Source organism: Rothia sp. SD9660Na (assembly GCF_030064065.1).
Lineage (GTDB): Bacteria > Actinomycetota > Actinomycetes > Actinomycetales > Micrococcaceae > Rothia.
In genome coordinates this window covers 669,433-692,720 of record NZ_CP125946.1, presented here as the reverse complement: position 1 = coordinate 692,720, position 23,288 = coordinate 669,433, and the positions used below count along the sequence as shown (strand labels likewise).

At 58.7% G+C, this 23,288-nt stretch carries 23 protein-coding genes and 1 pseudogene; 6 read left to right on the top strand and 18 right to left on the bottom strand.

Features of this window, described 5'->3' with window-relative positions; genetic code table 11:
* Positions 1-45: 45 nt before the first annotated feature.
* The 7 genes from QM007_RS03435 to QM007_RS03410 form a co-directional block, all read right to left on the bottom strand.
* A complete protein-coding gene (locus QM007_RS03435) occupies positions 46-705 on the bottom strand; it encodes a hypothetical protein (RefSeq protein WP_283490558.1) in 660 nt (219 codons plus the stop codon).
* Between the two features lie 170 nt (positions 706-875).
* Positions 876-2,252 (bottom strand): MFS transporter, encoded by a 1,377-nt coding sequence (locus tag QM007_RS03430; protein WP_283490557.1) that lies wholly within the window; start codon positions 2,250-2,252, stop codon positions 876-878.
* A 24-nt stretch (positions 2,253-2,276) separates the two neighbouring features.
* On the bottom strand, positions 2,277-2,633 hold the full coding sequence (locus QM007_RS03425) for a zinc ribbon domain-containing protein YjdM (protein WP_502949074.1): 357 nt from the start codon (positions 2,631-2,633) through the stop codon (positions 2,277-2,279).
* A gap of 121 nt (positions 2,634-2,754) precedes the next feature.
* The gene (locus QM007_RS03420) at positions 2,755-3,252 is read right to left on the bottom strand and encodes a ribosome-recycling factor (protein ID WP_283490555.1); all 498 of its coding nucleotides are present in this window, start codon (positions 3,250-3,252) and stop codon (positions 2,755-2,757) included.
* Between the two features lie 157 nt (positions 3,253-3,409).
* Positions 3,410-4,192: a hypothetical protein gene (locus QM007_RS03415; RefSeq protein ID WP_283490554.1), complete on the bottom strand. Its 783-nt coding sequence runs from the start codon at positions 4,190-4,192 to the stop codon at positions 3,410-3,412.
* A gap of 41 nt (positions 4,193-4,233) precedes the next feature.
* Positions 4,234-4,563 (bottom strand): transposase family protein, encoded by a 330-nt coding sequence (locus QM007_RS11075; RefSeq protein ID WP_418950801.1) that lies wholly within the window; start codon positions 4,561-4,563, stop codon positions 4,234-4,236.
* A 43-nt stretch (positions 4,564-4,606) separates the two neighbouring features.
* Entirely contained in the window at positions 4,607-5,851 is a 1,245-nt protein-coding gene (locus QM007_RS03410; RefSeq protein ID WP_283489550.1) for an IS256 family transposase, read from the bottom strand.
* A gap of 124 nt (positions 5,852-5,975) precedes the next feature.
* On the opposite strand from QM007_RS03410, the pseudogene QM007_RS03405 reads away from it, so the two are divergent.
* Positions 5,976-6,389, top strand: a pseudogene (locus QM007_RS03405) (transposase); the annotation flags it as partial.
* Positions 6,390-6,520: 131 nt separating this feature from the next.
* Here QM007_RS03405 and ychF read toward each other — a convergent pair.
* The gene (ychF, locus tag QM007_RS03400) at positions 6,521-7,606 is read right to left on the bottom strand and encodes a redox-regulated ATPase YchF (RefSeq protein WP_283490553.1); all 1,086 of its coding nucleotides are present in this window, start codon (positions 7,604-7,606) and stop codon (positions 6,521-6,523) included.
* 152 nt (positions 7,607-7,758) lie between these two features.
* On the opposite strand from ychF, the gene QM007_RS03395 reads away from it, so the two are divergent.
* Positions 7,759-8,790, top strand: a complete 1,032-nt coding sequence (locus QM007_RS03395) for a GNAT family N-acetyltransferase (protein ID WP_283490552.1) — start codon at positions 7,759-7,761, stop codon at positions 8,788-8,790.
* On the opposite strand, the gene QM007_RS03390 is transcribed toward QM007_RS03395, so the two are convergent.
* A complete protein-coding gene (locus QM007_RS03390) occupies positions 8,787-9,110 on the bottom strand; it encodes a DMT family transporter (protein WP_283490551.1) in 324 nt (107 codons plus the stop codon). The genes QM007_RS03395 and QM007_RS03390 overlap by 4 nt on opposite strands.
* An 85-nt stretch (positions 9,111-9,195) precedes the next feature.
* Here QM007_RS03390 and QM007_RS03385 point away from each other — a divergent pair, with 85 nt between their 5' ends.
* Positions 9,196-10,503, top strand: a complete 1,308-nt coding sequence (locus QM007_RS03385; RefSeq protein ID WP_283490550.1) for an amino acid permease — start codon at positions 9,196-9,198, stop codon at positions 10,501-10,503.
* A 193-nt stretch (positions 10,504-10,696) separates the two neighbouring features.
* Here QM007_RS03385 and QM007_RS03380 read toward each other — a convergent pair whose 3' ends face one another.
* Entirely contained in the window at positions 10,697-11,788 is a 1,092-nt protein-coding gene (locus QM007_RS03380) for a 4-hydroxy-3-methylbut-2-enyl diphosphate reductase (protein WP_283490549.1), read from the bottom strand.
* A gap of 20 nt (positions 11,789-11,808) precedes the next feature.
* The gene (locus QM007_RS03375; RefSeq protein WP_283490548.1) at positions 11,809-13,008 is read right to left on the bottom strand and encodes a hypothetical protein; all 1,200 of its coding nucleotides are present in this window, start codon (positions 13,006-13,008) and stop codon (positions 11,809-11,811) included.
* 99 nt (positions 13,009-13,107) lie between these two features.
* Here QM007_RS03375 and xseA point away from each other — a divergent pair, with 99 nt between their 5' ends.
* Positions 13,108-14,430 carry an exodeoxyribonuclease VII large subunit gene (gene xseA / locus QM007_RS03370; RefSeq protein WP_283490547.1) on the top strand — a complete coding sequence of 441 codons (1,323 nt, stop codon included), beginning with the start codon at positions 13,108-13,110 and terminating at the stop codon, positions 14,428-14,430.
* Between the two features lie 36 nt (positions 14,431-14,466).
* On the top strand, positions 14,467-14,706 hold the full coding sequence (locus tag QM007_RS03365; protein WP_283490546.1) for an exodeoxyribonuclease VII small subunit: 240 nt from the start codon (positions 14,467-14,469) through the stop codon (positions 14,704-14,706).
* Here the strand turns inward: QM007_RS03365 and QM007_RS03360 are convergent.
* Genes QM007_RS03360 through QM007_RS03350 form a run of 3 tightly spaced genes read right to left on the bottom strand, consistent with a single transcriptional unit; the run spans position 14,703 to position 17,611 of the window.
* On the bottom strand, positions 14,703-15,920 hold the full coding sequence (locus tag QM007_RS03360) for a pyridoxal phosphate-dependent aminotransferase (RefSeq protein WP_283490545.1): 1,218 nt from the start codon (positions 15,918-15,920) through the stop codon (positions 14,703-14,705). The genes QM007_RS03365 and QM007_RS03360 overlap by 4 nt on opposite strands.
* A gap of 10 nt (positions 15,921-15,930) precedes the next feature.
* Positions 15,931-17,115: a glycine betaine ABC transporter substrate-binding protein gene (locus tag QM007_RS03355; RefSeq protein WP_283490544.1), complete on the bottom strand. Its 1,185-nt coding sequence runs from the start codon at positions 17,113-17,115 to the stop codon at positions 15,931-15,933.
* A complete protein-coding gene (locus QM007_RS03350) occupies positions 17,108-17,611 on the bottom strand; it encodes an NUDIX domain-containing protein (protein WP_283490543.1) in 504 nt (167 codons plus the stop codon). Before QM007_RS03350 ends, QM007_RS03355 begins: the two co-directional genes overlap by 8 nt.
* A 99-nt stretch (positions 17,612-17,710) precedes the next feature.
* Between QM007_RS03350 and QM007_RS03345 the strand changes: the two genes are divergently transcribed.
* Entirely contained in the window at positions 17,711-18,751 is a 1,041-nt protein-coding gene (locus tag QM007_RS03345) for a mechanosensitive ion channel family protein (protein WP_283490542.1), read from the top strand.
* Positions 18,752-18,782: 31 nt separating this feature from the next.
* On the opposite strand, the gene QM007_RS03340 is transcribed toward QM007_RS03345, so the two are convergent.
* From QM007_RS03340 to QM007_RS03325, 4 genes are all read right to left on the bottom strand, one after another.
* A complete protein-coding gene (locus QM007_RS03340) occupies positions 18,783-19,709 on the bottom strand; it encodes a LysR substrate-binding domain-containing protein (RefSeq protein WP_283490541.1) in 927 nt (308 codons plus the stop codon).
* Positions 19,706-20,191, bottom strand: a complete 486-nt coding sequence (locus tag QM007_RS03335; RefSeq protein WP_283490540.1) for an SNARE-associated domain-containing protein — start codon at positions 20,189-20,191, stop codon at positions 19,706-19,708. Before QM007_RS03335 ends, QM007_RS03340 begins: the two co-directional genes overlap by 4 nt.
* A 348-nt stretch (positions 20,192-20,539) precedes the next feature.
* Complete coding sequence (locus QM007_RS03330) at positions 20,540-22,180, bottom strand: CYTH and CHAD domain-containing protein (RefSeq protein ID WP_283490539.1); 1,641 nt, start codon at positions 22,178-22,180, stop codon at positions 20,540-20,542.
* 129 nt (positions 22,181-22,309) lie between these two features.
* Positions 22,310-23,200: a hypothetical protein gene (locus tag QM007_RS03325; protein ID WP_283490538.1), complete on the bottom strand. Its 891-nt coding sequence runs from the start codon at positions 23,198-23,200 to the stop codon at positions 22,310-22,312.
* Positions 23,201-23,288 lie beyond the last annotated feature (88 nt).

Genomic DNA, 23,288 nt, shown 5'->3' with positions numbered 1-23,288 from the left:
CCGGTTCCGCCCGCTGTGTGTATAGGCTTCTGGCTAAGGTGCCTGCTACCAGGCGAAGCCGATAGAATCCTCAATCTTCTTCAGGAAGTCAGGATTGGCGTCGTCTACCAAGATAGCGGCGTGCATCAGCTCGTGCCCGTTATCCAGGGTAAAGATGTAGCCGGGGTTATTGCCTGAGGCAAAACGCACCTCAGAGCGAATTACCCGCACGCCGTCCTCGCGGGTGTAGTTGATAGTCTCAACGGTCTCGTTGATTGACCAGGCCGGGGTAAGACGGGCGACGGTTTCCTTTTCCATTTCCTCGGCGCTACGCCCCTGCTCATCGTTATAGGGGGTGCTCACCATAAAGCGGCCGGCCGCGTCCTCGGCGCTACGGTAGTGGGTGAACTGGTAGGTAAAGATTTCTGCCTGGGAGGGGGTGGCGTCCTGCACATAGTCCTGGGGTACAAAGAAGGTCACGCCGTTCTCGGCAAAGACGGTACCGGGGAAGGGGTCTTCGGGAGTCGGTTCAGGGGTTGGCTCTTCGGTCGTAGGCTCAGGGCTAGGTGTCACGGAAGTAGCCTCGGGGGTAGGGCTGGGTGAGGCTGAGCTGGCGCTTGCTGAAGCGGTCTGCGGGTCAACGCGGGTAATCACTTCTTCCTGCTGGCAGGCGGTGAGGGCCAGCAGAGCAAGGCTAGTGAACAGGACAACTGATTTTCTGGTCATGGTTCCTTCACGGGGAGTAAGGCGTGGTGTGCGGCTTTTAATTCTAAAGAGCACCGTCGAGGCTGCCCAGTGAAAACCTAAAAATGTGGGCAAGATACCGTTACTTTCCCCGCGTGCTGCCTGTCTGGCGGCTGGGAGGGGCAGCAGGCGTCCGCCCCCTCCCGCAGAATTTAGGACGCCTGCGCCCGACCTTCCAGCGCCTTTTTGGCTTTGGGGTAGAGCAGGGCAATCATGATAATTCCCAGCAAAATCACCGGGATGTGGCTGGCCATAGCCCAGCGGAAGGCTTCGCGGGTATAGGTCTCGGGGGTGCCTGCGCCCAGACTGTCAAGGATCAGACCAATCAGAAGCACGATGACCAGGGCTCCGGTAAACCCGCCCATGTTGGCGATACCGGTTGCCAGGCCACGCTGGTGCTGGAGCACATGCGAGCGCACCACCTCAAAGGCCGCCATGGACACCGGCCCGTTGATCCCTAAGGTGATAGCTGCGGCATAGAGCAGGGCTGTCGGTAGGGTTCCGGGCCAGAAGAAAATCAAGGACCAGAGGCTAAGGTTGAGCAGGCTGCTACCCACCGCGATGTGGACTCGGTAGGCAGAGAAGCGGGAGAGAATCGAGCCGGTGAAGAAGCCAGCTAACACGATAGCGGCAACCACCGTACTGATAATGGCCGAGGCTAGGGCCCGGCTATAGCCCAGGCCCCCGGTTAAAAAAGGCATGCCCCACAGCAACATGATAGAGAAAATCATAGAGGCGGTGACGTAGTGTACCCAGAAGGCCAGGCGCACTCCCGGGTAAGCCAGCACCTGTTTGATGGAGGAAAGGAACCCGGGGTTGGGGGCCGGGGGAAGAACAGGTAGGGAGTCGGTGACGAGGTAGGGGTGATTGGTGCGGGCCTGATTAGCTTCGTCCTGGTGAGGGTGCGGACGCCGGGCGGACGCGCTCCCCCGTCCGCGCCGGGCCCGGCGGCCCAGCCCCTGGGCTACGGTAGCCCTGCCGGGAGCCGGCCTGAGCGTGAAGAGGGCCAGAAGCAGAAGGCAAGAACCGATAGCGGCGAGAACAGTAAAGCCGCCCTGCCAGCCCAGGGCAGCAACCAGGGCAACCAGGGGCGTGACGGCAACCAGCTGGCCCAGCTGGCCCATATTAGCGCTGATTTGGTTGACCACCGGAATCTGTTTAGGAGTAAACCAATCTGAGATTAGGCGGATCAGGCTGACGAAGATACAGGCGTCCCCGCTGCCTACCAGCACGCGGGCTAGTAGAGCTATGGGTACGGTGTCGCTGTGGGCCAGCAGGAGCTGGCCAGCCGTCATGAGGGTCAGGCCATCAGCAATCAGCACCGGCGCCCCCTTACGATCCAGCAGGGCACCCACCGGCACCTGACAGCTGGCATAGACCACCAGTTGCAGCATGATGAAGAGGGAAATCGCTGTAGCCTCTACTCCAAAGTGGGTTTGGGCAGTGGCCCCCAGCGCCGAGAAGGAGCTGCGGTTGATAATTGAGAACACGTAGGCGGCTATAGCCACCGCCCACACTAGCCATTTCATGAGTGGGCCACTGCTTTCAAGAGATTAGTTGCTCTTTTTGACCACGGAGGACTTGAGGTACATCTGGCCCGCGCCGGGAACCTTAGCCTCGATGTCGTGGCCGTTGACGGGGCTTTCGAGCAGGCGGATACCGCGCACCTTGGTGCCGGCCTTAATATCTGCGCCGCCCTTAACCTTGAGGCCCTTGGTGATGGTCACAGAGTCACCGTCAAGCAGCTCATTGCCCACGGAGTCCAGTACCTTGGAACCGGTTTCTTCTGCTGCGGAGTCTTCGCCTTCTGCCCATTCATGTCCACACATAGGGCAGACCCAGAGATCCCCCTGCTGGTAGGAATATTCTTCAGAGCAGGCAGGGCAAGCGGGTGCGGGGGCATCAGACATGGAAATCTCCATCGGTTAGGTGAAAATTTTGGTCGCTCTCATTATCCCAGAAAGAAAGACAAAAACCTCCCGCTCCTCGGACTGGAAGGAGCGGGAGGTTGTGGAATTGTATCTAGAGGGCTTACTTGGTGGGAGCGGGGCCTTCGTCGTTCATGTCGGTGGCGGGATCTGAGATAACATCGGCGGGAGCCTCATCGACTAGCTTCTGGGCCTTCTTGTCGGCCTTCTCGGTTTCCTTTTCAGCTTTCTTTACAGCCTTCTCGGTTTCCTTGTTGGCCTTAGCTTCTGCCTTTTCAGCCTGCTTTTCGGCCTTAGCCTGGGCGTGGGCGTGGGCGTCCTTGACCTCTTCAGCCTTTTCCTTGGCCTTTTCGGTGCCAGCGGCGGCTGCTTCTTTAGCCTTTTCGGTACCGGCTACAGCTGCTTCCTTGGCCTTTTCAGCAACAACGGGAGCCTGTTCCTTGATGGTCTCTTCGGCGGTCTTGATGCCGTTCTGTACCTTGGGGTCGTTCCAGATGTTGGTGGCCTGGGTCTTGATCTTTTCGTACTGGCCGCGGCCTGCACGGGCACCCAGTACGTAGCCGATACCTGCACCGGCGATGAACGCTAGACGTGCTTTCATGATAAACCTTCTTTCATCAGGGGGCTTGTTATCTCCTATTGTGCCAAAGCGTGCTGAGGAGCGGCGGACGACACACCGCAACCACATTTAAGATGCCATTGAAAAAGTGCACGTACCCCGCACTTTTCGCGGGGCACGTGCACTTTAAGACAGGCTCTTACTTGCTTCCCCCCGATAGCTGCTTTTGACCCTCCAGCTCGAAGATTGGGTCATTCTTTTTCTCGTCTACAGGAAGATTCATTACGGTTGCCAAAATATCTGCTAGCCTACGAGCCTGAGAGAGGTTCTCCCCAGAAGTAATCCACCGATCAAAATCAACCTGGAAATTTTGATCCTTTGTGATGATATGCAACTGCGGGTCACGGGACTTTCGTTCATCTAAACGCACATAGCGAATATCGGCCAGGGGGTGAAGCTCACCCACCAGCCCCTTCTTCCGCAAATCTCCGTAGCTCACAATAAAGAAGTCTGTCTCTGTGATTCCCAAGTATGAGTTGGTGAATCCCTCATTAACATCCGCAAAGGCCAGCAACCGAGTCCCAGGAGGCAAGGCCCACCGAAGAATACGATAAAGTGACTCTTCAACTTCCTGATTAAATACGGTGAAACTTGGTTCTGGTTGTGCTGGCGCACGGTAAGCTTTTCCAGCTAGCGCTGAGACTGCTTGGGCTAATGATTCCGCCTTGTCAGCTGAATTTAGGCTGCGTCGACCCTTTCCAAAAGGTATACGAGCCAACCCTCCCTCTGGGGTAAGTTCCTTGATCAGATTCAACTGTTGAACGAGTGTACTCAACAAGTTCTCAAGTTTTTTACGTGATTCCTGATATTCATTCTCGGTAGTAGCCAGAACGGTTTCTAACAGGTCATATGCACTCTCATCTAAGCTAATACGCGCCGACCGCAGCACATTCCAGCGATGCCTTGTCCATTCAGCCAGCAAAAGACCATTAGCGTCATTGAGTATGGCCTGTTCATTGAGGCTTATTCAAAAGTCCCACCCGCAGCCAAAAACACCAACCCCCGCACCACCGCAAACACCCGCCCATACAACCCCAACGGCCGCCTAAACCCCGTATGAAGAATCCGCCAAGTCTTGATGTGAGCGATAACCCGCTCCACCACCGACCGCAGCCGATTCAGCACCCGATTATTCCGCCTCTGCTCCCGACTCAGCCGCTGACCCGGCTTGCGCCTGGCCGGGGTAGCCAACCCCAACCCGATATAGCCCTTATCAGCCACAGTGCTCTCATCAAGATATCTTTCCAAGCCATGATGTTTGAAGGCGTAAGCATCATGCCTGGCCCCGGGCACCGGGTCGGGACTGTCAGATTAACGGTGTAAACCCACAACAAATCTAGCGACCAGCCACCTGCGGCAACCGATCACCAAAAACAATAGCAAAAGCATTCAATGCCGGCTTCCACCGAGTCATCCACCGCCGGGCACCAGCACCTGAAGGATCCAAAGACCGAACCGTCAAATACATAAACTTCAAAGCTGACTCCTCAGACACAAAATGCCCACGCGACCTGGCAGAACGCCGCAACCTAGCATTCAAAGACTCAATCGCATTCGTCGAATACAACACCCGACGAACCTCCATCTCATACGACAAAAAAGGAATAAATTCCTCCCAGCGACGCCACCACAAAGCACTAATAGCCGGGTACTTCTCATCCCACTTCTGCCCAAAGGCCTCCAAAGCCGCCTGCGCAGCCTGCTCGGTCACCGCCTGATAGACCGGCTTCAAATCCCGGCAAATCGCCTCCCAGTGCTGCCTGGGGGCGTAATGCATGGAATTGCGGATCATGTGAATGACGCAGTTTTGCACAATCGTGCGTTCATAGACCGCATTCACGGCCTCAGGCAGGCCGGTGAGCCCATCACAGACCAGGTAGAAGATATCAGCGGTGCCACGGTTCTTCAGCTCGGTCAGGATCTGTAGCCAGAATTTGGCTGATTCGCCTGCCCCTTCAGGGCCTGCCCAGATTCCTAACACATCCCTAGCGCCTTCGACGTTGACTCCCATAGCCACGTAGAAGGGGCGGTTGCTTACCTGCCCTTCGCGGACTTTCAGGTAGATTGCATCGATAAACACAGCCAGGTAGACCGTTTCTAGGGGCCTGGCGGCCCATTCATTCATCTGGTCAAGGACCGTTGTGGTGATACGGCTGATGGTGTCTTTACTGATGCTGGCCCCATAGATTTGCTCGAAGTGGGCTGCGATGTCACCGTAGGTGAGTCCTTTGGCGGCCAGGGAGAGGATGATTTCATCGACGTTTTTGAGTCGACGGGCTCGTTTGGGCACGATGGTCGGTTCGAAGGAGCCGTCGCGGTCGCGGGGGACTTTGATGTCGATGGGGCCGACGGTGTCGGTGAGGATTCTTTTGGTGCGGTAGCCGTTTCTGGTGTTTTGGCTTGTCTGGTTGGGGTTTTCGGCGTGTTTGGGGTAGCCGAGGTGGTCGGTGAGTTCTTCGTCGAGGGCAGCTTGGATGATGTCTTGGGTGAGGGTTTTGAGTAGGGTGTCGCTGCTGAGGTCTAGGCCTTGTTCTTTGGCTTGGGTGATGAGGTTTTGGGCGAGTTGGTGTTCTGTTGTCATGGTGTTATTTTCTCCTGTTGGGGTTGGGGGGGGTTACACCGTTTTCCTGACAGTCCCCATTTCTGCCCTAGCTGCCCAGCTTGAGCTGATTCTGGCACAGCGTAGTGAAGCAGAGCAGCAGATACTGGATTTGGTGGAAGCTCATCCTTTATCAGCAGTTATTCGTTCGATGCCGGGGGTGGGTGTGCGCACCAGTGCCAGGATTCTAACTGAGGTGGTGGGTAAGGATTTTAAGGATGCTTCTCATCTGGCTTCTTATGCTGGGATTGTGCCAGTGGATAGAAAATCGGGTACCTCAATTAAGGGTTCCCACGCCTCACGGCGTGGGAACAAAGCACTCAAGCGAGTGCTTTTCTTATCTGCTTTTGCTTCGTTGAAGGCTGATCAGGCTTCGCGTGCTTATTACGATCGCAAGTGTGCGGAGGGTAAGCGGCATAATCAGGCGGTGATGGCGTTGGCTCGTAAGCGGTTGAATGTTTTGTTTGCGATGTTGCGGGATGGGTGTTTTTATGAGTCTCGTGTGTCGGTGGGGGCTTGACGAAAACTATAGAAGCCCCCCCGCCCGCCATACGTCCGCACACGCACCTAAGACGCCATCGAAAAAGTGCAAGTGCCCCGCACTTTTCGCGGGGCACTTGCACTTTTCCACAGGAAGATCCAGTTTGGAGGCTAAACGTTGAAGCGGAACTCCACCACGTCGCCATCCTGCATGATGTAATCCTTACCTTCCATACGGACCTTGCCGCGGGCCTTGGCCTCGGCCATGGAGCCGGCGTCGTCCAGGTCGGAGAAGGAGACAATCTCTGCCTTGATGAAGCCGCGCTCAAAGTCGGTGTGGATGACGCCGGCAGCCTGGGGGGCGGTGTCGCCCTTGGTGATGGTCCAGGCACGGGTTTCCTTGGGACCAGCGGTCAGGTAAGTCTGCAGGCCTAGAGTGGAGAAGCCGACGCGGGCCAGCTTGTCGAGGCCGGACTCGTCCTGGCCACTCATTTCCAGCATTTCGCGGGCCTCTTCTTCAGAGAGCTCGACCATGTCAGCCTCAAGTTTGGCGTCCAGGAAGACGGCCTCAGCGGGGGCGACCATGGCGCGCAGTTCAGCCTGCTTTTCCTCAGAGGCGAGGACGCCCTCGTCCGAGTTAAAGACGTAGATGAAGGGCTTGGAAGTGAGCAGGTTCAGCTCCTTGAGCAGGGCCATATCGATTTTGGCTTCTTCGTACTTGGAAATCAGGGTGTCGCCCTGTTCCAGCACAGCCTGGGCCTTCTTGTATTCCTCAAGCTGGGCGGGGTCACCCTTCTTGATTTTGACGGCCTTTTCCAGGCGGGGAATAGCGTTTTCCAGGGTCTGCAGGTCAGCCAGCACCAGCTCAGTGTTGATGGTTTCCATATCGCTGGCAGGATCAACCTTGCCGTCGACGTGGATGACGTCGGGGTCGTCGAAGGCGCGGACGACCTGGGCGATGGCGTGGGCCTCGCGGATGTTCGCGAGGAACTGGTTACCCAGGCCTTCGCCTTCAGAGGCGCCGCGAACGATACCGGCGATATCGACGAAGGAGACGGTTGCGGGCAGAATGCGCTCGGAACCGTAGATTTCGGCCAGGCGAGCCAGGCGCTCATCGGGCAGGTTAACGACGCCCACGTTGGGTTCGATGGTCGCGAAGGGGTAGTTCGCTGCCAGGATGTTGTTTTTGGTCAGTGCGTTAAAGAGGGTCGACTTGCCGACGTTGGGCAGACCCACAATTCCAATAGTTAAAGCCACGGTTTCTAGTTTACAGGGGTGAGTCAAGCGGGCGCGGGAGCGTCAGTTAAGCCCCACAACCTGTGCGGGCGCCCGCCACCGGCGAGTAGGTCAGGCAGCTTCCACACACCCACCTCTTGTTACTTAGGGCACAATATTTTATGCTGATCAGCATGACAGTAGCGCAGTTTTCACCCCAGGATATCGTCATTCGCCCGATCAACCTTGACTCCGATAACGACATGGAGCAGCTCAACGCCCTCGATTCTGTCTGCGATGAAAAGCTCTACGGCTTCCCATCAACCACAACGGTTGAAGAGCGGCGGGCTATTCTTGCGCCCTCCAGCTACTACGAAAACCACCGCTGGGTTGCCGAGGTTCGGGGGCAGATTCTCGGTATTGTGCTGGTCTCACTCCCCCTCAAAGAGAATCTGGACGGCCTGAACTTCCTTCTTGCCGTCCACCCCGAGGCTGAAGGGCGAGGTCTGGAAGAGGCGCTTACCCGCCATGCCCTAGCCGAGGCTATCGAGCCCAGCGGACGCACCCAGATCACCTACTACGGTTACCTCATGCAGGATGACAACAAGGACGACCCCGCCCTGCTCATCAACAGGGTTGCGGATCTTCTGGGCCTAGAACCTAAGAATTCTGCTATCACGAGAATCGCTCCCCTACCGCTTCCCGCAGACCTTGTGCAGGCGGCTGAGGGCAAGACAATAGCCGACCCCGCCTCCACCTTTGAGGTCTGGGAACATGAAATTCCCGAACAACACCTAGAGTCAGCCGCAGCTGCTTACCACCAGCTAGAGGTGGATGAACCCACTGGAGATGTCCGCTGGGAGGCTTCAGACTTCACCCCTGAGCGTCTGCGCGAGATAGAGAAGAAAACCCATACATCAGGAGAAGAACTGATGTATGCGGCTGCCCTACACCAAGGAAAGATTGCAGCGATAACAGCCCTGACCTATCCCACCGATACACGCAATGTCTCAGCCTGGCAGGAATCTACCGTGGTCATGCCAGAGCACCGCGGCCTTGGCCTCTCCCGCACCCTCAAGGTGCTCAGCCATACCCGACTGCCGGCGTCCGCGCCCCACATTCGGCAAATTATTACCATGAACTCGGCTGTCAACCCGGCCATGATCAAGGTCAATGAGGAGCTGGGCTACCGGCCCGTCTGGGAAGAAATCTGCTACCAGAACTAGTGGCTAGCCCCGCCTAGGTTGAGCACCAGCACCCCGGCGACAATCAGGGAAATACCCACTACCTTGACCAGGGTGATGGGCTCCCCCAGGAATACCGCCCCGATGGCGACGATGGCAGCGGTACCCAACCCCGACCAGAGAGCATAAGCCACCCCCACCGGAATGTCCCGCACCGCCAGAGCCAGCATGAAAAAGGCAAAGCCGTAGCTCACCAGGCACCCCAGGGTAAACCACAGTTTGGTGAACCCTTCAGTGTATTTCAGCAGGGTGGTGGCAATGATTTCGGAGCCAATGGCGAGCGCGAGGAAAAGGTAGGGCATAGGCTCATTCTACACGCCCCGTACAAAAAAGGCTAGAATAATAAGTACACGTATCTCACAACGATGTGAATCTAGGAGTTTTTGTATGTCTCACAAGGGCAACAAGGAGTACACCGATGTCTCCACCGCAGCTATCGAAATGGGCGACGCCGCAACCCGGGCTCCGGGGTGGAACCGCACAGACACAGCCTGGACCGTCAGCCTCTTCGGCACAGCCGTCGGCGCGGGTATTCTCTTCCTCCCCATCAACGCGGGCGCCGGCGGTGTCTGGCCGCTGCTGGCCGCAACCGTCCTGATCTGGCCTATGACCTTCCTGGCTCACCGGGGGCTCTCCCGCATGGTCTCCGCCAGCTCCAAACAAACAGCAGATATCACAGAGGTAGCCGAAGAATTCTTCGGCCGAGGCTTCGGCAAGATCTTTACCCTGCTCTACTTCCTCTCCATCTACCCCATCCTGCTCATTTACGGCGTCAGCATTACCAATACGGTTGATTCCTTTCTCACTAACCAGTTCGGGCTAGAGCCCCTGCCCCGCTGGCTTCTTGCCGCCATGCTCGTCGGCGCCATGAGTGCCGTCATGATGATCGGCCAAAAGCTCATGCTCACTGTCACCCAGTTCCTGGTCTACCCCCTCATTCTGGTTCTCGCCGCGCTCACCCTCTACCTCATCCCCCACTGGTCACTCGACGGCTTTAGCCAGGTGCCAGCCCCCGGCAACTTCTCCATGACCCTCTGGCTCATGCTGCCGGTGCTCGTTTTCTCCTTCTACCACGCAGCGGCTATCTCCCAGTTCTCAGTGGCTATGCGCAAGCAGTACCACGGCTTCGCTTCGGTCAAGGCGTCCCGCGTGCTACGCGTGACCTCAATCATTCTGACCGTCTTCACCATGGGCTTTGTCTGGTCCTGCGTGCTAGCTATCGGCCCGGACGGCCTAGCTGAAGCCCGCGCCTCCAACCTCCCCATCCTCTCCTACCTGGCCAACGAATTCGATGCCCCCTTCATCAACTGGCTCGGCCCCATCGTAGCTATTGCGGCCATCGTTTCCTCATACTTCGGCCACTGGCTCGGCGGGCACGAAGGAGCAGCCGGTATTATCCGCAAGAACTTCGACCCCGAGAAAAAGCGCATCAGTGACAAAGCCCTCAACATGGCTATCAACGTCTTTATCGTGGTCACCGTCTGGATCGCAGCCGTGCTGAACCCCAGCGTCCTCTCCCTCATCGAATCGCTAGTAGGCCCCGTCATGGCCCTAGTACTCTTCATCGTGCCCATGTGGGCCATCCACAAGGTACCGACCCTAGCCCCCTACCGCGGCAAGCTCTCCAACATCTTCGTGGTGATCTCAGGCATCGCAGCCTTCTCAGCCGTCGTCTACGGCCTAATCCCCAGCTAACCAGCCACACAAGAAAAGGCCCCCAAGCGGGGGCCTTTTCTTACACGGAAACTCTTCGCGCAAGGTACATGGAGTTCGCTTCGCAATTTTACCGGCTCGGCTGCACTCCTCACTTCCTAAATTTGCCCAATCGTGGGCAAATTTTTAACGGAAGAGGACTTCGTCGCGAAGCCGAGCCGGTCGCTTCGCAATTTTACCGGCTCGGCTTCGCTCCTCGTCCTCCCAGTCGCATCGCGGGCTCACCCGAATCATTCTTCAGGGCCGCGCGCAGCTCCTTAGGCAGCGAGAAGAGAATATCTTCCTTAGCGGTCTCAAATTTCTCAACGTCAACATAACCGTAGTCAGCCAGCAGACGCAGCACGTCCTGCACCAGCACCTCGGGTACAGATGCGCCGGAGGTTAGACCCACGGTGGTCACACCCTCGAACCAGGCCTCATCAACCTCATTGGCGTAATCCACCAGGTAGGCCTGCTTAGCCCCATATTCCAGGGCGACTTCCTTCAAGCGCACAGAGTTCGACGAGTTAGTCGAGCCCACCACAATCACCAGATCAGCCTTCGGAGCGATCTCCTTGATAGCGCCCTGGCGGTTAGAGGTGGCGTAGCAGATATCGTCTGAAGGCGGGTCCTGCAGGGTGGGGAAACGCTCACGCAGACGGGCAACGGTTTCCAGGGTTTCGTCCACCGACAGAGTGGTCTGAGAAATCCACACCACCTTTTCGGGGTCGCGAACGGTCACCTGGTCAACCTCATCGGGTGAGTTCACAATCTGAATGTGGTCGGGGGCTTCACCAGCGGTACCCTCAACCTCTTCGTGTCCGGTATGGCCGATCAGCAGAATGTCGTAGTCCTGCTTGGCAAAGCGCACAGCCTCGCGGTGCACCTTGGAAACCAGAGGGCAGGTAGCGTCGATAGTGTTAAGCTGGCGCTCTTCTGCTGAGGCCACAACAGCCGGTGACACGCCGTGGGCGGAGAAGACGGTGACGGCGCCCTCGGGGACTTCCTCCACCTCGTCCACGAAAATTGCTCCCTGAGCTTCGAGGGTTTCAACCACGTGGCGGTTGTGCACAATCTGCTTGCGCACGTAGACGGGCGCCCCGTAGTGGTCTAGGGCCTTTTCAACGGCGATGACGGCGCGGTCAACGCCGGCGCAGTAGCCACGGGGTGCTGCCAGGAGCACCTTCTTGTCGCCTGTGGGGGCGGCTGCCTCAACTTCTTTGCGGGTCCTGCGCACGCGGGGTACGGTGGGCAGACCCAGTTCAATGGTCTTCTCTTGGGTAGACATAGTCTCTATCCTACGTGGTTCTAGCGGGTGCGTGCAGTGGCTTCTCTCGCAGTCAGCCCCATAATCGCTGAGAGAAGAGCCAGAAGTACCAGGACCGCCCCCGCAATCAGCAGGTTGAGGGCCAGGCCGTTGTGGTAGCTGGCGAAAGAGGCGGTGATGGTTTCAGACAGCTTTTGCAGAAATAGGACGGCAGCGTTGCTAGCCGGTAGCTCAATTCCGGCGGTCAGTGAAGCGCCGCCACCCAATAAGCCGGCGAACCAGAGCAGGCCAGCAGCAGTTAAGGCGATAAAGGCCAGGTAAGCAAAGCGGTTGCGGGGCCACAGGAGGAACCCGAGCAGGGCAGATAGACCGCTGACCACCAGCAGGGGTTGCCAGAGAGAGGCCAGCCAGATCAGGGTGTTGATGGTGGAGTTGATAGGCCAGATGTTCTGCCCCGTATCCAGGGTGATGGTACGGCCGGGCAGGCTTGAGGTATCAACGCTAAAGCCGGTAGCCGACTGCACAGACGACCCAGCCTGGTCATAGAGGGCAGAAAGGTCAAGCACCGCCGGGCGGCTTTCACCCGAGAAGTTATAGGCGTGGGTATCTGAAATCACCTGGGCCCACAGCCGGGGGTAGGCCTCAGATGTTACGAGAGAGTTCGTGGCACCGTCTACCAGGTTGTGGGTCTGGTCGTACAGCCAGTTCTGCACTCCCCCAAACCAGGAGGTCGAATTGCCATCGCCCAGGTAGGTCTCAATAGCTGGCGAGGCCATAATATCTTCGGTGACAGCACTTGCCAGGCTGGTCTGGAAGTCTTGATCATAGGCGATGGACTCGGTCATCGCCGCAAAGTTTTCGGTATCTACCAGGGTGGTTTGCGCCCAGTAGGCTGTGGCTGCGGTCAGCCCGGTAGCCAGCGTAAGAAGGGCTAGCAGGATGCAGAGAAAGCGCCTGGCCAGGCTAAAAGCCGGACGGCGGCGCTGACGTCGGGGCGCCCGTGGGAGTGCGTAGGACGCCATCGGCGCGGACGCCACCCCCTGCGCCTGCATTTCAGGCGGGTAGGCCCCCTGGGCATAGTGATCCGAGGTCGACTCTGCATAGGGGTGGGTGTAGCCCTGGGGCTGCTGGGCATAGGCTGCCTGGGCTGCTTCTTTGGCGCGCTGATTTTCGGCCTGAACATAGGGGTTTGTCCAGTTGCCGTCGCCGTAGTCTTCTGTGCTCTTGCGGGTACCCGTCATGCTTGCATGGTAGCCGGTCTTACTGGGTATTTGCTTGAGTTCCTATTTTTTCTTGGCTCGATGCTTAAAGTGTCAGCCAGCGGTGGTAGAAGTAGGTGTATGAACAGTTTTGGTGATTCGGCTCCCGGCCATCTGACGCTGGCGCAGCTACAGGCCCAGCAAGAGCAGCAGGCCCAGGGCGCACCCCGGCAACTAGCGGAACGCGCTGGCCAGACCAGCGTCGATAATCCCTGGCCCCTGCATGTGCTGTCGAATAAGATGCACGAGTATATTGCCCGTTGCGTACCGACCTGGGTGGAGGGGCAGATTATTGAGCTCAACCACCGCGGCAGGGTTTCCTATGTGACGCTGCGCGATATGGAGCAGGAAGTCTCGGTATCGGTCACGGTCTGGGGCTCTGAGATGGCTAAGGTTCAGGGCCAGCTGGAGCGGGGCTCTCGGGTGGTTTTGCAGCTCAAGCCTGACTTCTGGGTGAAGACCGGCCGCCTGTCGATGCAGGGTTCTCATATCAAGCCGGTGGGTGTGGGCTCCATGCTGGAGCTCATTGAGCAGCTGCGGGCCAAGCTGCAGGCTGAGGGTCTCTTTAGTCCCGAGCGTAAGAGGCCCTTGCCCCTGCTCCCCCGCCGGGTGGGTCTGATTACCGGCCGTGATTCCGATGCCATGAAAGACGTTATCCGTAATGCTTCGTTGCGCTGGCCCGCCGTTGATTTTGAGGTGCGGGAGGTTGCGGTGCAGGGTGTGAACGCGGTTGCCCAGGTGACGGCTGCGCTGGCTGAGCTTGATAGCCGGGACGACGTCGACGTGATTGTGATTGCCCGCGGTGGCGGCTCCTTTGAAGACCTGCTGCCTTTCTCTGAGGAGGCAATGGTTCGGGCCGTTGCAGCGGCGCATACCCCGGTCGTATCGGCTATTGGCCACGAGGCTGATTCTCCTCTGATGGACCACGCAGCAGATTTGCGGGCCTCGACCCCTACCGATGCCGGTAAGCGTATTGTTCCGGATGTCCGTGAGGAGCGAGAGCTCTTCGCATCGGTCCGATACCAGCTGGTACGAGCTGTGGAGCAGCTGGTGTCCGCTGAGCGTTACGGTCTAGCCCAGGTGCGGTCCCGTCCGGTTCTTGCCAACCCGGGCTCAGCCCTGCTGGCTAGGTCAGAGGATATTGAGCGGCTACGGGCGAGGGCTGCGAGCGCGGCCGTCCATCGTCTTGCCAGGGACCGTGATCTTATTAGCCAGCTACGGGCGCGGGTTACGGCCCTGTCGCCCCAGCAGACCCTGGAGCGCGGCTATGCGGTGATGCAGGACGCCTCTGGCCAGCTGGTACGCGATGCCCGCACCCTGCACGAGGGTCAAAACATTAGTGTGCGCGCGGCAGTCGGTGCCGTGGACGCAGCCGTTACCGCCGTGCACGAGAAAAACCACTAGAACCTGGTCAGATGCCAGGTCGAGGAAAGGAAACCTATGAGCAACACCATCGAATTCAAGACAGAGCTCAACGCAACTCCGGTTGAGCAGCTGACCTACGAGCAGGCCCGTGAAGAGCTTTTGCAGGTTGTGGCCCGCATGGAGTCCGGTGCGAGCACGCTTGAAGAATCTATTGCCCTGTGGGAGCGAGGCGAGTCCCTTGCCCAGCGATGCGAGGCATGGCTTGACGGCGCACAGGCAACCCTGGACGCCGCCCGCCAGAACCAGACGTCCTAGTTCTGCTTGTAGTCAGCCAGGAAGTTGCCCAGGCGCTCCAGGGCATCGGCCAGGGTGCGGGTATCGGGCAGGAAGACCAGACGGAAGTGGTCGGGTTCTGACCAGTTGAAGGCCGTGCCGTGGCTCAGCAGAATCTTCTGTTCCCGCAGCAAATCGAGCATGAACTGCTCGTCGCTGGTGATATTGAACTTATCGATATCGAGCTTGGGGAAGAGATAGAGGGCGCCCTCAGCCTGCTGCACGGTCACGCCGTCCATTTCGCTGAGCATCTTGTAGGACAGGTCCCGCTGCTCCTTGAGACGCCCGCCGGGCAGAATCAGGTCGTTGATGGACTGGTAGCCACCCAGGGCGGTCTGTACGGCGTGCTGGGCGGGCACGTTAGCGCACAGGCGCATATTAGCCAGCAGGTTAATACCCTCGATGAAGGGGGCAGCCGCAAGCTTGGGCCCCGAAATAGCCACCCAGCCAGCGCGGTAGCCGCAGACTCGGTAGGCCTTGGAAAGACCCGAGAAGGTCAAGGTGAGCACGTCGTCGCCTGCCAGAGCTGCCACGTGGGTCATCTGGGCGCCGTCGTAGAGAATCTTCTCGTAGATTTCATCAGCAAAAATCACCAGCTCGTGTTCCCGCGCCAGGTCAACAATCTGCTGGAGCACCTGGGGAGTATAAACAGCACCGGTGGGGTTATTGGGGTTGATAACCACAATGCCGCGGGTGCTGGGGGTGATTTTTGACCTGATGTCCTCAATATCGGGCAGCCAGCCGTCCTCTTCATTGCAGAGGTAGTGCACCGGCTTGCCGCCTGCAAGCTGGGTAGCAGCCGTCCACAGGGGGTAGTCGGGACTGGGCACCAGAATCTCATCCCCGTTATCGAGCAGGGCCTGCAGGGTCATAGGAATCAGCTCCGAGACCCCGTTACCCAGGTAGACGTCGTCGGTAGTGATGTTCATGATGCCCTCATTCTGGTAGTACTGCACAATGGCGGTACGGGCAGAGTAAAGGCCGCGGGAATCAGAGTAGCCCTGGGTGTAGGGCAGGTGCTCGATGATATCCATCATGATGGTTTCAGGCGCTTCAAAACCGAAGGGTGCCGGGTTACCGATATTGAGCTTGAGAATACGGTGACCGCGCGCTTCCATACGCTGGGCTTCTTCCAGAATGGGCCCGCGAATATCGTAGAGAACGTTTTGAAGTTTTTTTGATTGCTTGAATGCCATGAGATTTAGATTACCCCTTTATGTTGGTCAGCCAGAAATGGGCGGCGCCGGTTTCTGAGACGGGATTATCACCGCTCGTGAGCGTATTGAGGCGCACCAGAGAATCGGTGTCGAGGTTAGCTGAAACACCGTTAATGATGTCCTTCACCTGCTGGGGTAACTCCCCGGCGCGGGTGATGGGCACGATGTTCTGGGCCAGCTGAGTGCGTTCGGGGTCCTCTAGTAGTTTGAGGTTGTTAGCCGGGATCTCTGCGCTGGCCGAGTACATGTAGCTCATGCTGGTTGCGCCGGTTATGAGCTCCTGGGCCTGATCTGACCGGCTATCAGCGGTCTTACTGGCTCCCGGGGTACAGCTGTAGTGGGTGCTCAGCGAGGTAGCACCGCTAGGGTTGGTGGCGTAGCTTTCGGGGGCAACTAGGCTCAGCTCAGAGCAGACCTGCCCTAGGTCGCTCATGGTCTCAAGACCGTAGCGCTGGGCAGTAGCCCGGGTGACCACGTAGCCATACCGGTTGGTGGCGCTCGATGGTGCAAGCACCTCAGCAGTATCGGGCAGGGCACGGTCAACGTAGCTGACGATGTCGTTGCTGCTGAGCCCGCGCACGTTAAGCAAGGTGGCGCTGGGGCTGGGCGTAGCAGTAAGACTTGGTGTAGCGGTAGGGCTGGAATCAGCGGACGCGCCCGCACTAGCTTCTACGCTCGCAGTGGGGTCTAGCGCGGGGCTGGTTTCCGCCGCGGCGCTAGCCCGCTCCTCTTCGATAATGGTGGGGCTAACCTCCCCGTTATCGGTGAGGTAGAGGAGCAGGTCGCCAGACAAATCAGGGGTGATGTGTACTAGCCCATCTGCCGGGCTCGTTGCAGTAGGGCTGCCTGTAGCAGTGGCTGCGGTATCTATACCCATGCTGGCGAAGTAGGCGGGGCGACTATCGTCGGTCTCAACCACCTCAACAGTGTAGCCCGCTTCTTGCAGAGCAGCCTGGTAGATATAGGCTGCGTGGCGGGTCTCAGCCGTTAGCCCGGTACCGATACGCAGGGTAGCGGTCGTGGCGGGGCTGGTCGAGGCAGTTGTGTTGTGGCCGGCCATTGAGCTGCCACAGCCGCTCAGCAGAAGGCCTGTGGCCGCAGCGAGGGCAACCAGCTGGGCACGGTAGCCCTGTACGCGCGGGTGTCCTTGTTCTTTAGTCGCTTCCCTAGTCATGCGCACCCTCCCGGTAGCTGGCTGCCAGCTCACGGGCATCCGCGTACCCTAAGAGGCGGGCGGCCTCGTCCACCAGGGAATAGTAGAAGTGCTGGTCAAGCTCGGCCAAAGGAACCCACTCTGCCAGGTCGGTCGATCCGCCAACCTCGGCAGTAAGTTCTCCGCCGGTGACGTGCGCAGTATAGAGGGTACGCAGGGTGCAGAAAGGGCGGGTCGCCCCGGCTTCAGGCTCAAAGTAGGCCGCGTGCACCCCCAGAAGGCCGTCAAGTTCCACCCGGTAACCGGTTTCTTCAAAGACTTCGCGCACAGCAGTCTCATGGGGCTGTTCGCCGGGGTCCATGCCGCCACCGGGTAGAGTCCAGCCGGGGCGGTAACCGGGAATATGCGGTACCCAGCGGGAGAGCAGAATCTTGCCGTCCTCAATCACCACGGCGTAAGCGGCCGGGCGGGTATCCATCACCAGGGGCATCTCTTCTTCCTTTGTTCGTCTCTGCAAAACCAGTCTATTGCACCCTTAGCTCAAGTGTGCCGTCCAAGCGTTCGCAAACAGCTGGCATACCGGTTTTCTTCAGACAAAGACGGTAGGCTCATAGGTATGACAGCAACCGGGATTTTAGCAGCAGAAACAACGCCCCTTGAAGAAAGTGCCGAGGCCGCCGGAACCGTAATGGCTAGGCTGGCCAGCCTAGATTTTTGGCTGGGAGCACCCCTTCGCATACTCATCATTATCATCATCGGGTTCGTCCTACACGGCCTGGTGCGTGTGGTCATTCGCCACGTCACCGACTCTATCGCCCGCGGCACCCGCAACCGGGTGGTTGCAGCAGAAGAGAAAAAGGGAAGTAAAACTAGCCGGTGGAAGGCCGACGCGTCCCTGGCGAGCGCCCGCCAGTCCCAGCGGGCGCAGACCGTTGGCTCGGTGCTCCGGTCAGTCTCATCGATTGTGATTTGGACGGTCATGGTCGTCATGATTATCGCTGAGCTGGGCTTCAATATTGCCCCCGTCATCGCCTCAGCTGGTGTGGTGGGTGTTGCCCTTTCGTTCGGGGCCCAGTCTCTCGTTAAAGACTTCCTCTCGGGTATCTTCATCGTGGCCGAAGACCAGCTGGGTATCGGTGACTGGGTCAATCTTGGTGAGGCTGAGGGCGAGGTAGAGGCAGTGGGTCTGCGCACCACCCAGGTACGTGATACGGCAGGAACCCTCTGGCACGTGCGCAACGGCGAGATTCTACGTGTGGGCAACTCTTCTCAGGGCTGGGCCCGTACCATTATCGACCTACCCATTCCCTATGATGCCGATATCGACGAGATGGCCGGCTTCCTCATGACCTCAATTCAAAAAGCCATTAAGATGCCCGGTATCAAAGAGAATATCTCGGGCAAGCCCCAGTACCTGGGCGTGCAGTCTGTGACCGGTGAATCGGTGGTACTGCGTCTGACGGTCAAAACTGCCCCCTCCGAGCAGTTCGCGGTGGGGCGTAAGCTCCGGGAAGAGCTCAAGAAGGCTATGGACCAGCGAGGCATTCGCATTCCGCTGGCTAACCAGTCGGTGATTCACAGCGAGACACACGAGGGACGCGCCATGGTTTCCTCTTCTACCCAGAAAGCAGAAGAAAAGACCAATCCAAAGGGCTAGCTCTCAGTAGACTCTCGGTGCAGGCTGTCACCTAACGCTTTTTGCCCCGGGAGCCTCGGCCCGAGCCCTTAGCACTCCCCTTGCCGCCCTTTTGAGCCTGGTACTGGCGCAGGTTGCCGTTCTTCTGGGCGTTGCGCTTTTTGCGGTCTTCAGCCTCACGGCGCTTATTGGCAGCCGCCCTCTTCCGTTTGGCTTCTTCCTTCTCACGCCGCTGCTTCTCAAGGGCTACCTCGCGGCTGTCGCTACCGCGCTGAGAGGCAGCGGTGCGGCCGCGGGTAATCCCCACGAAGTCCTGGATTACCTGCTCACGGGCGTCCTCACGCACCTCCCGCTTCCACACCAGCAGAACCGGGTACTCGCCCAGCCCCTCAACCGGGCGGTAAGTCAGGTCTTTGCGGTGATAAAAACGGGCTACAGACATCTGCACCACCAACAAGCCCAGACCGGCAGCCACCAGCTCAATCGCGTCAGCCCGGTGCCGCATCTGGGGCAGCGGACGCGGGTTCTCGGCCCGGTAGTCGGCGGAAAGATCGCGCCACTCGGGTACCTCATCGGGACTCTGGAGCAAAAATTCTTCGGCCAGCTCAGCAACCGGGACGGTCTCGAGCACCGTCAGCAGGTGGTCCTTAGGGAGTACCACCACCGGGGTTTCCCGGTAGAGCTCAATCGCGTGGTAGCGCTTCTTATCGCGGGCTTCGGGCTCCTCCTCAGCGTGCACCAGCGCCATATCTGCAAAAGCATCGAGCGAAGCAAGGCCCTGCCCCTCGGCCAGGGCGACGTCGGTCAGAGGCGCCAACGCCGAATAGCGCTCCCGCCACCGGGTAAACCATTTACCGGGCATAACCCCGGGCACGAACCCCACGCAGAGACCGGGCACCTGCCCTACCTGCTCATAGCGGGCGGTCTGGTTATCAACCAGCAGATCGGGGTGGGCAAGAATCAGCTCACTCAGGGTCATAACTTGGTGCCTTTCGGTAGTCGCGGCATGGAACGCTTTCTGTCCCGGAGTTTTGCGGTGATAATGACGGCTGCCAGCAGGGCCAGCACCAGGGCGGCTACCTGCGGGTTCTCAAGCCAGAGCCAGACAACCGACATGCCAACCGTTGCGTAGATAGTGCCCCACATGAGAGTGCCCACCAGCATGGCTGGAACCCAGCGAGACAGGGGCATACGGGTAAAGCCGGTAGTCAAAATAACCGCAGTTTGAAAGCCCACTGTCAAGAAACAGGCGGGAACAGCCAGCACACCCCAGCGATTCACAAAATACTGGGCCCGGCGGTAGAGGGGGTGGTCCATCAGGTGCTGTATCTTCTCAAAGCGGGAGCCCCCTGCCTGAGCTAACCAGCCCAGAGAAAAGACGAGGGAGGTACGCACAATACCCACCACCCACATAAAGCCGATGGCGGCGACCCAGTGCAAACTTTCAAGCCATTCCCTCACCCCACCAGTCTAGCCGGTTCTCAGAGTCTGGTGCGGTGGCGTCCGCCCATCTTCCGTAAGGAATGCACCCCTCTTCTCGTAGTGACCAGGCACAACAAGCCCTTTTTAGGTTTACCTATCTCAAAAAATAGGTTAACCAAAAAAATTTTCACCAAAGACTAGCCAGAGTACCCACAATTAGGTTATATTTTTATTACCAAATAGCCGCAAGGTCCTGTGGGAGGGCTGGCTAGGCGGTACAAAGAAGACTTTTCTTCCTGTGTGTGATGCAGCTAGAGGCACCTGACTGAGGTGCCTCTAGCTTTTTAAAGAGGGGCAGCTATGAAGCCGCAGAAATCACAGGCAGGTTTAGGTGAGCTTGATACCTTTTACCTTCTTGAGGTCCCGAGGCAGGGCATCAAAAGCAGTCATACGCAGGCCCATAGCCAGCAGCTCTGAGCGGCCCAGCAGATAGCCAATCGCAAAGGGGTCAAGCCCCAGTTCGTTAGCCTGCACACGCAGGCTCAACAGCCAGTCGCCCATGGTCAGTTCGTCTGTGAGCTCACCCAGCTCTGCCTGAACAGCCTTAGCCCGCGCCACCAGCTCAGCCTGGGGCTCAGTCAGAGGAAGCCCGGCATCAGCAGCGGCAAAGAGGCAGTAGCGCACAGCTTTGGCAGCCTTACGCACATCGTGCAGGCCCTCATCAAAAGCAGCGCTTACCGAGAAGTCAGCCTCCTGCTCTGGCCAGGTAGCCATAGCCCGCTCCCCCTGCTTGACCAGGTTCTTCCGCAAACGCTTAGCCACCTTGTTCACATAGTTCTCGCTATTGAGCGGAAGCTCCATAGCCAGAGTCACATCGGCTAGTAAGGATTCGAGAGCCAGCTGAAGTTCCAGTCTCCCAGCAGAGGCCATATAGCGGCGGGCCTGGGCGGCTGCGTCCGCCTGCTGGTGCTCCATGACCGCACCGAAGGCAGTGCCTGAGCTCTCCTCTAACACCGGGTGAGCCTGCAGAACCTGCTGGACCATAGGGTGTACAAGCTCACCGTTACGGTGCGTTTCTAGCTGGCGGGCATAGGTTTTCAGCCCCTGCATCATATCTTCAAGCGCAGGAGCAAACCCGCTGCGCGCATAGGGCAGAGCCATATACTTCAGCACGCTCCGCAGCTGACGGGCAACAATGCGCCCCTGGTGGGTGGCATCGGGTGCTCCCGCTGCCACCAGCAGATCAGCCTGGGCAAGCCGTTGGGTGTGAGAGGCAAGTACCCGGGTAAGTAGCTCAGCAGAGCTCGGCACCGGGGGAAGTTCAGCTGCCAGAGCCTTCTTTTTCTTTTTCGATGGTTTCTTACTCTGCCCCTTAGCTTTGTTGCCTGACCGCCGGACTTCAAAATCGGCATCCTGGCCCAGGGCCCGGGCAATCTTAGCCGGCGACTGCGAGGGCACAGCCCCAACAGCCTGCAGCTGACGGGCAACGTCCGCAAAGAGCGCCTCTGTGAGCTTACGATCCTGGGCGGTCTGCCCCAGCAGCTCTACCTCCCACTCGTGCCAGGCCCGTTCCTGGCCGGTGGCATAGTCAAGAGCCTGTACCCGGTCATCACAAATCTCAGCTAGCTGCTCCTCGCCCCTACCGAGGATCACGGTACGGGTCCGCTGGGTTTTCAGAGAAACCCGAGGCTCCAGCTCTTCGCCAAGGGCCGGAACCTGCACAAACTTCCTCACCGCAGCAGGCATAGCAGAGCGGTTAGACAGCAGGTCAAAGGTCACCTCATGGCGCTGGCCGGCAGCGTCGAACTTGATGTGCCAGCCCTGGTCGTAGCCACCCAGGCGACGGCGCAGAGCTACCTTATGCCGACCCAGGTTGCCCGAGGGGGTGTCGTAGTAGGTGGCATCAAGCTGCTCGGTCACAGGTTCACTGACACTCCACCGCTTAAAGCTCCACTCCACCGAGGGAACCTCACTGTTCACATCGGCAAGCTCAAATTTCTGCTCAATTTCCAGGTGGTGTGTAGCCATACGGTTAGCCTTCCTCAGAATATCGTGGGGCGGTGTGGTCCTGCCCCTCAAACAGAATACCCAGCTTCGCGGCCTCTTAGGGTGAGGCTACGGCTGGGTATCTATTCTTTGAAAAAACTTCATCTTCGCCTAGGCGCGGCGGCGCTTCAGCACGTCGTCAAGGTTAAGGCTTGCTGCCTCGGCCAGGGTCTGGGTCTGGGCCTTCGGGGCTGCTTCAGTCGCAAGCGGAGCAGGAGCTTCCCTGCGCACGGTCTCTGCCTCAAGGTAGGTAGGAAGGGGCACCTCGGTGACCTGCCAGCGGGTATCGGGCAGGGCCTCGTCCATGCGGAGGCGAACGGGCTTTTGCTGGGTAGCAGCCTCGCCGTCAGCGATAGGAGCGGGTGCAGCTACCACCGGGTGATGCTGGGTTTTTGCCCGGCGGAGAGCCTTAGCCGCGTGGCTGACAGGCATCTGCTGGCGGGTACGAGCAGGACGCTCGGGGGCAGGCTTCAGCTCGACAGTAGAGACGGTAGCTGCCGGGCGAGCCTGCTGGCTGCTGGGTGCGTGAGAGGTACTTGAGGGGGCAGAAGGATGCCGCTGGGTCTGGCGCTGTTCAACAGCCAGTACGGTGCGGGCCCGCCTACGGTCGCGGTCACGCAGGGCCAACACCCGCAAGGTAGCCAGGCAGGCCAGACTAGCTAGCAAGAAGAGGAGGGGAAAGATTAGGGCTGCTCCACCGGTGAGAGACAGAACCCCCGTAACCAGGCTAGCCAGCATGAAGGCAAGGGCTAGACCGAATACAGCCAGACGGGTGGGCTTCAGCCGAAAAGCCGGGGCGGTTTCGGTCGTGGTCTGAGTCGGAGGAGCGGACGGCGCACGACGGGCCTCAGCCTCGCTGGTGTGGCTCTCAACAATATCGGCGACGAACTTCTCAGCCCCGATACTGGTCACAGAATCTGATTTACGGCGGCGCACAACGAGCCCCAGGCCAACCAGCACGCATACCAGCAAAATAAGGCCTGAACCACTCAGCAAGTCCATCGCTGCCCCCGTTCTCTATCTCTGTGACACAAATATCTAGTTCATTCTACCCCAGCTCTCCCAAACAGAGCAGGCTATGAGACAAGAA

Coding starts and splice junctions, on each gene's coding strand:
- QM007_RS03360 (WP_283490545.1), bottom strand. CDS start 15,920: ATGGCATTCAAGCAATCAAAAAAACTTCAAAACGTTCTCTACGATATT.
- QM007_RS03325 (WP_283490538.1), bottom strand. CDS start 23,200: ATGGACTTGCTGAGTGGTTCAGGCCTTATTTTGCTGGTATGCGTGCTG.
- QM007_RS03435 (WP_283490558.1), bottom strand. CDS start 705: ATGACCAGAAAATCAGTTGTCCTGTTCACTAGCCTTGCTCTGCTGGCC.
- xseA (WP_283490547.1), top strand. CDS start 13,108: ATGAACAGTTTTGGTGATTCGGCTCCCGGCCATCTGACGCTGGCGCAG.
- QM007_RS03340 (WP_283490541.1), bottom strand. CDS start 19,709: ATGACCCTGAGTGAGCTGATTCTTGCCCACCCCGATCTGCTGGTTGAT.
- QM007_RS03430 (WP_283490557.1), bottom strand. CDS start 2,252: ATGAAATGGCTAGTGTGGGCGGTGGCTATAGCCGCCTACGTGTTCTCA.
- QM007_RS03390 (WP_283490551.1), bottom strand. CDS start 9,110: ATGCCCTACCTTTTCCTCGCGCTCGCCATTGGCTCCGAAATCATTGCC.
- QM007_RS03385 (WP_283490550.1), top strand. CDS start 9,196: ATGTCTCACAAGGGCAACAAGGAGTACACCGATGTCTCCACCGCAGCT.
- QM007_RS03410 (WP_283489550.1), bottom strand. CDS start 5,851: ATGACAACAGAACACCAACTCGCCCAAAACCTCATCACCCAAGCCAAA.
- QM007_RS03365 (WP_283490546.1), top strand. CDS start 14,467: ATGAGCAACACCATCGAATTCAAGACAGAGCTCAACGCAACTCCGGTT.
- QM007_RS03425 (WP_502949074.1), bottom strand. CDS start 2,633: ATGTCTGATGCCCCCGCACCCGCTTGCCCTGCCTGCTCTGAAGAATAT.
- QM007_RS03420 (WP_283490555.1), bottom strand. CDS start 3,252: ATGAAAGCACGTCTAGCGTTCATCGCCGGTGCAGGTATCGGCTACGTA.
- QM007_RS03355 (WP_283490544.1), bottom strand. CDS start 17,115: ATGACTAGGGAAGCGACTAAAGAACAAGGACACCCGCGCGTACAGGGC.
- QM007_RS03330 (WP_283490539.1), bottom strand. CDS start 22,180: ATGGCTACACACCACCTGGAAATTGAGCAGAAATTTGAGCTTGCCGAT.
- QM007_RS03345 (WP_283490542.1), top strand. CDS start 17,711: ATGACAGCAACCGGGATTTTAGCAGCAGAAACAACGCCCCTTGAAGAA.
- QM007_RS03375 (WP_283490548.1), bottom strand. CDS start 13,008: ATGACGGGTACCCGCAAGAGCACAGAAGACTACGGCGACGGCAACTGG.
- QM007_RS03380 (WP_283490549.1), bottom strand. CDS start 11,788: ATGTCTACCCAAGAGAAGACCATTGAACTGGGTCTGCCCACCGTACCC.
- QM007_RS03395 (WP_283490552.1), top strand. CDS start 7,759: ATGACAGTAGCGCAGTTTTCACCCCAGGATATCGTCATTCGCCCGATC.